The sequence below is a fragment of the Paenibacillus enshidis genome (assembly GCF_042136365.1).
Lineage (GTDB): Bacteria > Bacillota > Bacilli > Paenibacillales > Paenibacillaceae > Paenibacillus > Paenibacillus enshidis.
The window spans coordinates 267,959-280,384 of sequence record NZ_JBHHMI010000002.1 but is presented as its reverse complement, the minus strand read 5'-3'; the positions used below and the strand labels follow the sequence as shown (position 1 = coordinate 280,384).

The 12,426-nt window shown below is 50.7% G+C and carries 17 protein-coding genes; 9 read left to right on the top strand and 8 right to left on the bottom strand.

Features of this window, described 5'->3' with window-relative positions:
* The first annotated feature begins 129 nt into the window (after positions 1–129).
* The gene (locus ACE41H_RS03850) at positions 130–234 is read left to right on the top strand and encodes a YjcZ family sporulation protein (protein WP_375353472.1); all 105 of its coding nucleotides are present in this window, start codon (positions 130–132) and stop codon (positions 232–234) included.
* A 163-nt stretch (positions 235–397) separates the two neighbouring features.
* Positions 398–1,099, top strand: a complete 702-nt coding sequence (locus tag ACE41H_RS03845; RefSeq protein WP_375353471.1) for a nucleotidyltransferase domain-containing protein — start codon at positions 398–400, stop codon at positions 1,097–1,099.
* 68 nt (positions 1,100–1,167) lie between these two features.
* Here ACE41H_RS03845 and ACE41H_RS03840 read toward each other — a convergent pair whose 3' ends face one another.
* Together ACE41H_RS03840 and ACE41H_RS03835 are read right to left on the bottom strand one after the other, a co-directional pair.
* Positions 1,168–1,263, bottom strand: coding sequence for a YjcZ family sporulation protein (locus ACE41H_RS03840; protein WP_375353470.1), 96 nt, complete (start codon positions 1,261–1,263; stop codon positions 1,168–1,170).
* A 32-nt stretch (positions 1,264–1,295) separates the two neighbouring features.
* The gene (locus tag ACE41H_RS03835; RefSeq protein WP_375353469.1) at positions 1,296–1,616 is read right to left on the bottom strand and encodes a hypothetical protein; all 321 of its coding nucleotides are present in this window, start codon (positions 1,614–1,616) and stop codon (positions 1,296–1,298) included.
* Between the two features lie 206 nt (positions 1,617–1,822).
* Here ACE41H_RS03835 and ACE41H_RS03830 point away from each other — a divergent pair, with 206 nt between their 5' ends.
* From ACE41H_RS03830 to ACE41H_RS03810, 5 genes are all read left to right on the top strand, one after another.
* Positions 1,823–3,022 (top strand): GTP-binding protein, encoded by a 1,200-nt coding sequence (locus tag ACE41H_RS03830; RefSeq protein WP_375353468.1) that lies wholly within the window; start codon positions 1,823–1,825, stop codon positions 3,020–3,022.
* Between the two features lie 93 nt (positions 3,023–3,115).
* Entirely contained in the window at positions 3,116–3,577 is a 462-nt protein-coding gene (locus ACE41H_RS03825) for a Fur family transcriptional regulator (protein ID WP_375353467.1), read from the top strand.
* A gap of 179 nt (positions 3,578–3,756) precedes the next feature.
* Positions 3,757–4,464, top strand: a complete 708-nt coding sequence (locus ACE41H_RS03820) for a metal ABC transporter ATP-binding protein (RefSeq protein ID WP_375353466.1) — start codon at positions 3,757–3,759, stop codon at positions 4,462–4,464.
* On the top strand, positions 4,410–5,303 hold the full coding sequence (locus ACE41H_RS03815) for a metal ABC transporter permease (RefSeq protein ID WP_375353465.1): 894 nt from the start codon (positions 4,410–4,412) through the stop codon (positions 5,301–5,303). The genes ACE41H_RS03820 and ACE41H_RS03815 overlap by 55 nt, the downstream gene beginning before the upstream one ends.
* Before the next feature lie 47 nt (positions 5,304–5,350).
* The gene (locus tag ACE41H_RS03810; RefSeq protein ID WP_375353464.1) at positions 5,351–6,346 is read left to right on the top strand and encodes a metal ABC transporter substrate-binding protein; all 996 of its coding nucleotides are present in this window, start codon (positions 5,351–5,353) and stop codon (positions 6,344–6,346) included.
* 23 nt (positions 6,347–6,369) lie between these two features.
* Here the strand turns inward: ACE41H_RS03810 and ACE41H_RS03805 are convergent, their stop codons facing one another.
* Together ACE41H_RS03805 and ACE41H_RS03800 are read right to left on the bottom strand one after the other, a co-directional pair.
* The gene (locus ACE41H_RS03805; protein ID WP_375353463.1) at positions 6,370–6,669 is read right to left on the bottom strand and encodes a hypothetical protein; all 300 of its coding nucleotides are present in this window, start codon (positions 6,667–6,669) and stop codon (positions 6,370–6,372) included.
* A gap of 559 nt (positions 6,670–7,228) precedes the next feature.
* The gene (locus tag ACE41H_RS03800; protein ID WP_375353462.1) at positions 7,229–7,393 is read right to left on the bottom strand and encodes a hypothetical protein; all 165 of its coding nucleotides are present in this window, start codon (positions 7,391–7,393) and stop codon (positions 7,229–7,231) included.
* 167 nt (positions 7,394–7,560) lie between these two features.
* Between ACE41H_RS03800 and ACE41H_RS03795 the strand changes: the two genes are divergently transcribed.
* Positions 7,561–7,779, top strand: a complete 219-nt coding sequence (locus ACE41H_RS03795; RefSeq protein WP_375353461.1) for a hypothetical protein — start codon at positions 7,561–7,563, stop codon at positions 7,777–7,779.
* A gap of 125 nt (positions 7,780–7,904) precedes the next feature.
* Here the strand turns inward: ACE41H_RS03795 and ACE41H_RS03790 are convergent, their stop codons facing one another.
* Both ACE41H_RS03790 and ACE41H_RS03785 read right to left on the bottom strand, forming a co-directional pair.
* On the bottom strand, positions 7,905–8,186 hold the full coding sequence (locus ACE41H_RS03790; RefSeq protein ID WP_375353460.1) for a DUF6171 family protein: 282 nt from the start codon (positions 8,184–8,186) through the stop codon (positions 7,905–7,907).
* A gap of 15 nt (positions 8,187–8,201) precedes the next feature.
* Entirely contained in the window at positions 8,202–9,689 is a 1,488-nt protein-coding gene (locus ACE41H_RS03785) for an alpha-N-arabinofuranosidase (protein WP_375353459.1), read from the bottom strand.
* A gap of 269 nt (positions 9,690–9,958) precedes the next feature.
* Between ACE41H_RS03785 and ACE41H_RS03780 the strand changes: the two genes are divergently transcribed.
* Positions 9,959–10,831 (top strand): sugar phosphate isomerase/epimerase family protein, encoded by an 873-nt coding sequence (locus tag ACE41H_RS03780; protein ID WP_375353458.1) that lies wholly within the window; start codon positions 9,959–9,961, stop codon positions 10,829–10,831.
* A gap of 67 nt (positions 10,832–10,898) precedes the next feature.
* Here the strand turns inward: ACE41H_RS03780 and ACE41H_RS03775 are convergent, their stop codons facing one another.
* Both ACE41H_RS03775 and ACE41H_RS03770 read right to left on the bottom strand, forming a co-directional pair.
* Positions 10,899–11,390 (bottom strand): hypothetical protein, encoded by a 492-nt coding sequence (locus tag ACE41H_RS03775; RefSeq protein WP_375353457.1) that lies wholly within the window; start codon positions 11,388–11,390, stop codon positions 10,899–10,901.
* Between the two features lie 132 nt (positions 11,391–11,522).
* A complete protein-coding gene (locus ACE41H_RS03770; RefSeq protein WP_375353456.1) occupies positions 11,523–12,401 on the bottom strand; it encodes a carbohydrate ABC transporter permease in 879 nt (292 codons plus the stop codon).
* Between the last annotated feature and the right edge of the window lie 25 nt (positions 12,402–12,426).

Below are 12,426 nucleotides of genomic sequence, written 5' to 3'. Positions count from 1 at the left end.
TGCGGGCTGGCTGGACATTCATCCATGCGTTAAATGCCCGTGGGTCATATAGTATGTTGTGAAGTATTTCTGGAGCAGGTGGCCCCAAATGAAGAAAATTGTGCAGCATTCTGCAAAGGAGGTGATCCAATGAGCTGCACAAGAGGAGCTTGTTATCCTTTTTTCACTTCCACTGGCGTAATTCTGGTACTGTTTATCCTGCTTGTAATCATCTCCCGTACATTCTTTATCTGAATTTAGTTAAAAGCAACCTTGTATTTTGGAGAGGCTCCCGGTGCTCCGGGGGTCTATTTGTTGCATTGAAGTGGCCATGAAAACGAGCAGGGGCTACTGAATATACTGAGCGTAAATGGGCCAGTAGAGTATTGATAGCATGTACGAGGTGGAGGTGATAACGATGCGGAAAGAAGCGCTTGAGGCGGCCAAATGTCTGATCCAGCAGGATTTCCCCAACTGCTCGCTTGCTGTGCTGGGGGGCAGTGTGATAAGGGATCAGGCTACGCCTTACTCCGATTTGGATATTGTCATCTATGACGACAGCCAGGAGCTTCCTTTTCGGAGAACCGTTACAACTTTCGGTTGGATTACGGAGCTGTTTATGCTGAATTCATCGTCCTACCGTGAGCTATTTGACGCGGGGATCCACGGTGGAAATCCCACGCTGCAACGGATCATAGCGGAGGGAGAGGTCATCCGTGCCGTTGACGATGGGCTTGATATCCTTGAGGAAGCATGTGCTGATCTGGATTACGGACCCATGCCCTGGGGGGATTACGAGCTGGATCAGGCCAGATATGAAATTACGGAACATATTCAGGATTTGAAAGGAAGCGTGCAGCTCTGTGAAACCTGGTTTGTGGTGAGCAGACTGAGCGAAGCGCTGTGCAAACTGATGCTTAGAGCGAACAATCAATGGATCGGGGAAGGAAAGCATTTAATCCGCAACCTGAGAGGATTCGATGCAGAGAAGGGAGCAGCCCTTGAGGCGGCCCTTGAGGAATTGTACAGGAATGACTCCATGGAGCAGCTCATAACGCTCGGTCTCCAATGGCTGGAACCGTATGGCGGCCCCTTGCTTGAAGGATTTGAAGAATACTGATCTCAGCTTGCACTCCAAAAAAGCCCCGGTTGCCGGGACTTTTTTTCGTAATTGACGGATGCTCCACGTTAATACCATACAGAACGAGTGATGATTACCAACAGAATGAACAGAACCAGAATGGCGCCTGTGGAAGTGAAGAGTCCGCTATACCCAACGCCCATGAGTTTTCGCTCCTTTCTTATCTAAAGTCTTATTACCAGAAGTATCCTGGATAGCCATAGCCGTAAGGAACCTGGTTTCCGTAGCCGTATGGGGCATACCCGCCATACCCGCCACCATATCCGCCATACCCGCCATAGGCATATGGGGCGGTGCCGATAGCAAGGAGGTCAAAAAGCACGAGAGGCAGGATTGCAGAGGTTTTCACTTTTTTATTCATATTGGCTACATAGAGTTTATTGCCGCTGATTCGCACAAGCTTGCCTTGTACGATGCTTCCGTCCTTTCTCAGGGCATACACTTGCTTGCCCACAAGCTTGCGGACGTCGCTTTTGCGGACTGCCGCTTTTGACATATGAGTCACCTCCGGTGTTGAGTCGTTATTCTCTTGGTTGTTTATTAAGTAACGGAATATTCTATGGATTATATCCACCCGGTGCCTGTATGTTGTCCTATATGAGAGCAATTGGACTTATCCCCCCCTCGTCAAACGGTTGACAAACAGAGTAAGGGTGTTTATATTAATCGTAATAATTACAATTTAAAAAAGGAGCAGTGATTATGGATCACAAAAGAGTGCCTGTCACCGTTTTAAGCGGCTATTTGGGCTCAGGGAAAACAACGGTATTAAATCATGTTCTGAACAACCGGGAAGGCATGAAGGTGGCGGTCATCGTGAATGATATGAGTGAACTAAACATCGACGCCCGCCTGGTTAAAGGGGAAGCGAATTTGTCTCGTACCGAAGAAAAGCTGGTGGAGCTGTCCAACGGCTGTATTTGCTGTACGCTGCGCGAGGATTTGCTGCTGGAAGTAAACAAGCTTGTGCAGGAAGGAGATTTTGATTACATCCTGATTGAATCGACCGGGATATCTGAACCGGTGCCGGTTGCCCAAACTTTTACATATGCGGATGAAAGTTTGAACATCAGTTTGTCTGCTGCAGTCAGGCTGGATTGTATGGTTACGGTGGTTGATGCATACCGGTTCTGGCATGATTTTGCGTCAGGGGAAAGCCTTTTGGAACGAGGTGAAGCTGCTGGTGCCGAAGATACAAGAGATGTCGTTGATTTGCTGATGGACCAGATTGAAACCTGTGACGTACTGCTTCTTAACAAATGTGATCTGGTGGAAGAGGAGGAGCTGAACAAACTGGAAGAAATGATGCGGAAGCTTCAGCCGACAGCCAAAATCATTCGTACCCTCAAAGGTCAGGTTGAGCCCTCCGAGATTCTGAATACAGGACTGTTTGATTTTGAACGGGCCAGCCTGTCCCCTGGCTGGATTCAGGAGCTCAACAAGGACAGCCATACTCCTGAAACGGATGAATACGGCATCAGTTCGTTTGTGTACCGCCGAAGAAGAGCGTTTCATCCGGGACGTTTGGCCGATTATCTCGGCAAATGGCCCGCAGAGATTGTACGAGCCAAGGGCCAGATGTGGATTGCGGTCGAGCAGGACTGGGCAGCCAGCTTCAGCCAGGCCGGACCCTCCATTCAATTCGGGCCAGCCGGAGCCTGGCTGGCAGCATTTTCGCGTGAGGAGCAGGAAGAGGTTTTTCACAGCTATCCTGAGGCAAGGCTCGCATGGGATGACAAATGGGGGGACCGATTGAACGAATTTGTGATGATCGGGATCGGTATGGACCGTGAAGCCATTGAACAGCATCTGGATGCCTGCTTGTTAAATGAAGAAGAAATGGCCATGAATTGGGCTTCCTTCGACAATCCTCTCCCGTGGCTGCCGGAAGAGAAAGGATAGCAAAAAGTAATAATTACTGTTAAAATAAGTATCGTCATAAGTTGCAGAAGCTGGCACTGTACAGCTTCTGCATTAGGGAAAGGACGATATGCCATGACAGAGCACGAGCATAAACAGAGCCATGAAGCCATGGTTAAGGATATGATTCATATCATGTCACAGCACGGCTGGCGCATCACCGAGCAGCGGAAGAAGCTTGCCGAAATATTTGCCAAGGCGGATGGTTATTTGTCACCCAAGGATGTCTATGATCAAATGACGGTCAACTATCCAAACGTAAGCTTTGATACCGTGTACCGCAATCTGCGCTTATTGAGCGAGATGGGCGCCCTGGAACAGTTTTATTTTATGGATGGCGGTTTGAAATTCCGTGCGAGCTGCACAGAACACCATCATCACCATCTGATTTGCGTTAACTGTGAAAAGACGCTTACCTTTGATTACTGCCCCATGGAGCAGTCTCTTCACCTGCCGGGTTCCTTCAAGATTATGAACCACAGGTTTGAGGTGTACGGTGTCTGTGAAGAATGCCAGATTCACAACGTGAAGCCGTAAAGAAGCTGTGCTGCCCGGCTTCTTTTTTGCGGGATTTTAAATAGGTTGACGCGGTGTGTAAGCGGGTGTTAAACTGATTCGTACGTAAAAATTACATTTAAGCAGAAAGTATTATTTTTTTCAACATAGATCGTAATATTTACAGGAATATTGATTGGCTGGAAAGGAAGCGAATTTGTATGCTTTTGGCATCATTACAGAATGTCGTGTTTGGTTATAACGATGTTCCGGGACTTGAGGATGCGAGTGTTGAAATTTATGCGGGCGAGTTTGTCGCCATCACCGGACCGAACGGGGCGTCCAAGTCGACGCTGCTGAAGCTGCTGCTCGGGCTGCTGCAGCCCTGGAAGGGCAAGGTGTTTCGCTCTCCGCTCAATGCTGAGGGCAAGAAGCTTGTGATCGGATATGTGTCACAGCAGATCGCGGCCTTTAATGGAGGATTTCCCAGCACGGTTCTGGAGTTCGTCCGTTCGGGCAGATATACGAAGGGCTCCTGGCTGCGCAGAATGACGGAAGAAGATCATAAGCAGACGGAGAAGGCCTTGCGGCAGGTTGGCATGTGGGGCCTGAGATACCGGAGAATCGGTGAGCTGTCCGGAGGGCAGAAGCAGCGTATCTGTATTGCGCGGGCACTCGCCCAGGAGCCGGATCTGCTCATTCTGGATGAGCCGACTACCGGTATGGACCAGCAAAGCCGCCAGGGCTTTTATGAATTGATGCATCACCAGGTAAAGGCGCACGGCAGAACCGTCGTTATGGTGACTCACGGACTTTCGGAGGTACAGGGTTACCTGGACCGCATCATCGAGCTGCAAAGAAAGGAGGAGGGCGGATGGAAATGCTGCACTACGACTTCATGCAGCGGGCATTTTACGCCGGTGGGATAATTGCGCTACTGGCATCGGTGCTAGGTGTCTACCTGATGCTGCGCAGACAGGCGTTGATGGCGGATATGCTGTCCCACGTCTCGCTGGCCGGTGTGGCAGCCGGAGCCTATTTGAAGCTGAATCCGACCTTGAGCGGTTTTGCGGTTGCGGTTCTGGGGGCGATCATCGTGGAATATGTACGACGCTCCTATAAAACCTACAGTGAAATATCCGTCGCCATCATTATGGTAGGCGGGCTTTCAACGGCTGTTATTCTGATGAGCCTCAATCAGAGTGTCAACAAAAGCTTTACGTCTTATTTGTTCGGTTCGGTCGTGGCGGTTAATGCAACGGAGCTTAAATTGATGTTTTTTGTAGCCGCTGTAGCTGCGGTATTCTTTATTCTTTTCAGACGTCCGCTGTATCAGATTACGTTTGATGAAGAAACAGCGAAAACGAACGGCTTGCCAGTTAACTGGATTTCGTTTGGCTTCAGCATCCTGACCGGGATGGTCGTCGCGGCTGCCATGCCAATCGTTGGTGTACTGCTCGTCTCATCGCTGATCGTGCTGCCGGCGGCACTGGCTATACGGATCGCTCCCAGCTTCACGACAGCCATCTTTCTGGCGATGGGGATCGGCCTGATTGGCGTTTTCACTGGCCTGACCGCCTCCTATGAATTCAGCACACCGCCTGGAGGCACGATTGCCTTCGCCCTGCTGCTGCTGTTGATTCTGGGAACGGGCATCAAACGGCTGGTTCTGAAGCTGGCCAAGCTCAAATCGGCCGGCAATCCAGAAGATCAGGCCAGAATTCATGAACAGGTTACAAATTTCACTAAAGACGTGCCTGAGCAATGAAGGTAGCTGCTCCGCCACGATAGAATCATAAGATGGGAGAGAAAGTTTTGAACAAGAGGTTTGCAAAAACATGGATGGTTAGTGCGGGATTGGCGCTTGTCTTGGCAGGCTGCGGCTCCGGGGCGGACAGCGCGACCTCCGGTTCCGGAAATCGTGCAGAGACGGAAGCGGACGGCGGCAAGCTGAATATTGTAACGACAATTTACCCGATGTACGAGTTCAGCAGACAAGTGGCCGGGGATCATGCCAATGTAACAGCCCTGGTGCCTGCCGGCACGGAGCCTCATGATTGGGAGCCAAGCGCCAAGGACATGGCACAGATTCAGGATGCGGATGTCTTTGTATACAACGGTATTGTGGAGACCTGGGTGGAAGATGCGCTGGCCAGCACGAATAACGATCAGCGTATTGCAGTGGAAGCCTCCAGCGGTATAGATCTAACGGAAGGAACGGAGGTAGAGCATGCTGAGGAAGGTGGGGAACACGATCATGAGGAAGAAGGCCATTCCCATGACTACGCGCTGGACCCCCATGTATGGCTGAGTCCTGTGCTGGCCCAGAAGGAAGTAGAGGCCATCAAGGCGGCGCTGATCAAGGCGGACCCTGTCAATCAGGCCGATTATGAAGCCAATGCGGACGCCTATATCTCCAAGCTTAAGGAGCTGGATCAGGCTTACCGTGACGGTCTTGCGGGCGTAAAAAGCAAAGAATTTGTCACCCAGCACGCCGCATTTGCTTACCTTGCCACAGAGTATGGCCTGACCCAGGTGCCGATCTCCGGCCTTTCGCCCGAACAGGAGCCTTCTCCGGACCAGATGGCACAGATTGTGCAATTTGCTAAGGAGCATCAGGTGAAAACGATTTTCTTCGAAACACTGGTTGATCCGAAAGTAGCCGAGACCATTGCTTCCGAGATTAGTGCCAAGGCCGCTGTACTGAATCCGTTGGAAGGGCTGACTGAGGATGAAATCAAGAATAATCGTGATTTTATCACTGTAATGCAGGAGAATCTCAAAGCTCTGATTACTGCGCTGAATGAATAAAGATGACAAACATATAGAAGGCATTATCGTTTATTTAAAGCATCCAAAAATTCGAGCAGCGTGGTGCCTTCTAATTCATCCAAAAGCTGATCCAGTCTGGTTCGTCTCTTTAAAGAGCCGCTTAGTACAATTTCCAGACGCTGATCTTTATCGACAAGAACAGAATCCACCGTTAATGCATTACAAAGCAAACCTGCAATCACTGCTATTTGCTGTGGGGTTAATTGGGAAATAAGGGGGGGATTGTTTTTATTATTCGAGTTATTATTTGCGTTATTACTATTTGAGTTTTTATTGTTTCTGCACTTTTTCATATTGGCCATCGCTGTTTCCCCCACGTAAGCTCTGTGATCATCCCGGGATAACAATTTCCGCAGGTCCCGGTGACGGTATTCCGAAAACCAGTGCTAAAGCGATAATAATAACTATAACAAGATTAATGCTACGGGTAGAAATGACCATTCCGTTCGCCTCCTTTATTTGTTTATTTCTATCTGAAGCCGGTGAAGTATTTTCCTTATGGAAGGGGACTGAATCGGTTGCCGCGGGAGCCGTGTGTACCGGAGTCTATTGAGAAGTTTGCGGGGCGACAAAAATCAGAAAAAACAATATGCTCGTAATCAATATGATGGATATGTCCTTGAAATTTTCCTGAGCCGTGCTGTCTTCAGTCTGGTCCATGATTTGCCTCCGCTAACGTTCGTTATGCTCTTATTATAAGGGTTTGATTAGAAAAAAGTTCGGGTTCAAGACAGGTCAAGCAAAAAAGGGCGCCGAATTGCTTGTCTTCCAAATCCCTTGCCTATTCAGCATATGTAGCTCATGGATAAAGGTGAAACGGGAGACCACTGTATTGGGCTCCCGTTTACGCGGTCTTGCAAATTATAGTAAATGCTGCTGATTGCGCAGTGAAAGATGAAAAGCGATACTGGTGATCAATTCCATATCATGATTCCGCACGGCTTCCTGGATCCGCAGTTTCATTTCCTGTTCCGTACCTCTCAAAAATTGGGTCATCCACAACGAAGTATACACTCTGTCCGTCATCCTAAGCCCTCCCCCGGGAAACATTTGTTATTGTGATTATATATGTACAACCTTAATGAAAAATGTCGGTTGCCTTAAAATCAGCTTAACGTCTTCATCTCCTGTTATACTCATGCTTGTGATAGAGCATAAACGGGAGGGGAAGAGAATGGGCTGGAGGACAGTTCATGAACCGTTATGTCCGCAAGGATGGGGATGTAAGCGGCTTTCAGCTGCCGGAAAATTTTCATCACGGTTGTCTGGATGAAATGTTTCAAGCTCTGGAAGAGGGGCGGCCGGCGGAAACGGACAGCAGGGATAACCGTTTAAGCATGGCGATGGTGCTCGGCGCGCTGGAGAGCGCCAAAAGCGGGCGCAGAGTGGCGATTAAAGAGCTGAACTGCTAAAAAGGAAGCCTGCCCGGCGTGGTGCCGTGCAGGCTTTACTTTGCTTTAAGATGTCACAAAGTATTGACTTCCTGGATAAGCTTCCTGATATCGCAAGAAAAACTTCGCATGCGGTCTGTATTTTCTTACCAGCGGCTTCCCGCGGGGGAGGGGCAGGTGGAGGCCTGGAGCTTGGCCTTGATCTCCATCAGGCAGCCGCACCAGCGGCAGGTGGTGCCGAATTGAAAGGCTTCGCACGCCCGGCAGGCCTGCATCCTTCGTCCGTATTCCTCCTCCGTTGCCAGGTTAAGGGAACGGATGCGGGCAACGCTGCCAAACAGCTGCCGGACTTCCTCCTCCGAAATATGAACCGTTGCGGTGCAGCATTTGCAGAAGCTGCTCTGCGACGGTGCGGACATGTTGGACATGCTCGCAACCTCCTCCTATTTGACACTCAGCACGACGACAGAGGCGGCAGGCAGCTTGATGAACCAGCTGCCAGCTTCCTGCCGGAAGTCACGGAATTCAGCTGGGGTAACCTGTTCAGGCTCATCGAAGGTATTATGGGCGTCCAGAGCGGAGGCTTGCAGTATTCGGCCCGAAACGACAGCGGCCTCTGTTCCGCGCAGTTCACAGCGCAGCTCAGCGGAATCCGCATGGTGCAGATTGCAGAGGGAAATATGCATCGTACCCTCGGTGTCGACTGAGGCTGAGGCGCTGATCTGCTCAATGGACTCGCCGTTCATCTCATAGCGCGGCGAATCCAGCGCTAGATCCACCCGCACTGCGTCTTGATGAACCTTGAACATATCGAAAATATGATAGGTTGGGGTCAGGAGCATCCGGCTGCCTTCAGTCAGAATGACGGCCTGCAGCACATTGACCAATTGGGCGATGTTCGCCATCTGCACCCTGTCGTTGTGCTTGTGGAATATGTTCAGGTTCACCGCCGCCACCAGTGCATCGCGCAAGGTGTTCTGCTGGTACAGGAAGCCGGGGTTGGTGCCTGGCTCGACGTCATACCAGGTTCCCCATTCATCCACGATGAGGGCGACTCTTTTCTCCGGATCGTATTTGGACATAATCGCATCATGCCGTTCGATTAACTCATCCATATAGACGGTCTGCTTGAACGTTTGGAACCATAGCTGTTCATCAAAGCCGGTAGAAGGGCCTTTGTTGCCCCATTCGCCTGTCTGGGTCGTATAATAATGCAGGCTGAGACCGTCCATCAAGTCGCCGGCTTCGCGCATGAGCACCTCGGTCCAGTTATAATCGGCGGTGTTAGGTCCGCATGCAATTTTGTATATTTTATTGGCTCCATAATTGCGAACGTAAGAAGAGTAGTGGCGGTACAGGTCGGAATAATACTTCGGCCGCATGTTGCCCCCGCAGCCCCAGTTCTCATTGCCGATGCCGAAGTATTTCAGGGACCACGGTTTTTCGCGGCCATTTGCTTCACGCCATTCCGTCATGGGCGATTCACCTTCGAAGGTTATGTATTCCACCCATTCGGCCATTTCACGGACGGTACCGCTGCCGACATTGCCTGCGATATATGGCTCCGTGCCAATGAGCTCGCAAAAGCGCAGAAATTCATGTGTGCCGAAATGATTGTTTTCCACAACACCGCCCCAATGGACATTCACGACTTTTTTACGCTGCTCATACGGTCCTACGCCGTCCTTCCACAGATACGCGTCGGCAAAGCAGCCCCCTGGCCAGCGCAGAACAGGGATTTGCAGGGCACGCAGCGCTTCGATCACGTCATTGCGCATGCCCTCCGTATGCGCAATGGGGGAGTCATGGCCGACCCAGATCCCTTCATAAATGCAGCGTCCGAGATGCTCGGCAAAATGGCTATACAAGTTGCGGTTGATCGTTCCTTTGTTAATGTCTGCGTTAATAATAAGCTTGCTCAAAGCTCCCATCTCCTTTTCATGTGACCTAAAATGAATTGAGAAAACGATTGCAAAATAATTCGCAGCAGCAGCAACTAATTTAATAAAAATATTTATCAATAATATATATGCGAATCATATGCTTATCTTATCATTCCATGGCCGATTTGCAATGAAAAAATAGCAGAAAACCAACAAAAATCAGACTTTTGTAAGCGTAATCAACAATAAAGACTTTTTTAGCGTTAAACTTAAGTTAGTTGAGGAAGTTATAAAATTCCTAAGAGGAGATGAAGAGCATGTCTGTTGGTGTATTGGCTCATTTATTCGGCAGCCTGCCTTATCGGGAACTGGCCGCCAAAATCGGGAATGCAGGCTTCACCCATATTCAACTGGCCTTGTGGAAAGCGGTCAGTGACGCGGATTTTACGAAGCCCGGCCGGCTTAGTCCGGGGCTGGTTATGGCCATGGCCGAGGAATTCCGCAAGCACGGTGTGACGGTATCCGTACTTGGCTGCTATCTGCATTTTTTCCATCACGATCCCGTGGTGTTGCGGGAGAACAAGGAGCGGTTTAAAGAGCTGATTCGGTATGCGCGGCTGTTTGGAGCGCCGATGGTGGCGGCGGAGACGGGAACCCATCCGGACAGGAAATATAACGAGCTGGACCGGATTATTTTGCGCGAGACGGTCCTGGAGCTGGCGGAAGAGGCGGAAAAGTGGGGCGTGTTTATCGGCCTGGAGGCAGCAAACGGACATCTCGTCGGAACCGCCCAGGAACTGAATGAGCTTCTCATGCAGGTGCCTTCCTCCCATATCGGGGTGGTGCTGGATCCCGGCAATTTGCTCCATGAGGGGAACATAGGCAGACAGGATGAGGTCATCCGGGAAGCGTTTGACCTGCTGGGCACGCGCATTATCGCCTGCCATGCCAAGGACCGCAAGCTCACGGAGGAAGGACGGGTTATCACTGTGTCGCCGGGCCTGGGAGACATGAATTACCCGTTGTACATGAGCCTTCTGCAGCAGTATAAGCCGGAGGTCCACATTATTATGGAACATGCGGGCGAGCAGGAAATGGCTGCCTGCAAGACATTTGTTGAGGACACACGGACTGAGGCGGCAAAGCTCTCGGTTGCGGCGGAAACTTCAGGAAGTACGGAGCGAACTTGACGATTGGCCAGATTGCAGAAAAAGCCGGAAGATCAGATTCCATGTGATCTCCGGCTTTTGCAGCTGCTCAGGAAGGAGAGAAACCTTCCTCCCGCAAATACTCTTCGGCTTCATCGCGTGCTTCGAACACCATTTCGAGGCTTTCGCCCGCGTAAATATACCACATATCGTCTTCCTGCATCAGCTTCAATGTATGCCCCTCCGAATCTGTCCAAACAGAGGTTTGCCCAGCTGTGCTTGAGGTGGGCGTGTATTCAGCAGCCCCCGGTTCCGGGCGATTCTGTCCCGAGAGCGAGTGAATCGAAGCCTGTACGATTGCTTTCAGCTCCTCGGTCGCGAAATCGCGGATATTCACGAGCCCTTTGGCATCCGTCTCATATTCCGGCAGAAGCCCTGCATATACATACCCATTTCCGTTGGGATGCAGATGGTGGACGACCGTTTTTTTATCAAAGACGCTGCTCTCATAGTGGAAGTTGACCCGTCCCAGAGAGACGTCCTTCCGTTCCAGCTCGGGGAAGGATTCAAGAATGCTGATTTTTTGCTCAAACGTTAGCATAAGGCCTCCGGTATATTTTTTCTTGTGATGAACCGGATTATATCACAATGCTTGCAGTTGCACCAATGAAAGGGCCTCTCCGCAGCAAGCCGCCTTCCCGCAGGTGGATGTACAGCAGTTTGCAATACCACCCTATTCCTTCAGCGAACCTATGAGCAGGCCCTTGATGAAATACCGCTGCAGGAACGGATAGAACAGCACCACCGGACCGATGGTCAGAATGGCCGTAGCCATCTTCACCGACTCCTGCGGCAGCGTCTGGGCGCCGTGAATAGCGCCGCTGCTTTGCATTTGCTGGATCATGCTGATCTCGGAGTTCAGCTTAAACAGCAGGTATTGAAGGGGATACAGCTTCTCGTTGTCGACTAGCATGATGGCATTAAACCAGTTGTTCCAGTAGGCAATGCCATAGAACAGCGTGATCGTGGCAAGGACGGGCATGCTCAGGGGGAAGAAGATCCGGAACGCAATATAGAAATCGCTGGCGCCGTCGATCTTCGCGGCCTCCGTGAGCGACGCCGGAATTTGGGACATGTAGTTGCGCACGAGAAACAGGTTGAACGGGTTGAACAGCAGTGATGGAATGATCAAGGCCCAGATCGTGTTGTTCAATCCGAGATTAAGGTTGATCAGGTACCAAGGCACGAGCCCCGTGTTGAACACCATGGTGATGAAAAAGAACAATCCGAGCCCGTTGCGGTAACGGATATGCCTGGCGGCCAGCGTGTAGCCGGCCATGGACGTAATGGTAACGGCCAGGATCGTGCCGATCACAGTCACGAAGATCGAGATCATATAGCTCTGGTACAGCGGCGTGTTGCCGAAGAGAAGCAGCTTGTAGGCATCAAGCGACAGCTCGCTCGGAAACAGCTGGTAGCCGTGCTGTTTAATGCTGGCCTCATCGGTAAAGGACACCATGAGCACCAGCAGCATCGGCAGAATGCACAGAATGGAGATGCTGCCGATCAGGAGGGCGTTCACGGTGTCGAACCATTTGGGTCTGGACGTCATCAGGTTTCGCTCCTTTCAGGACAGT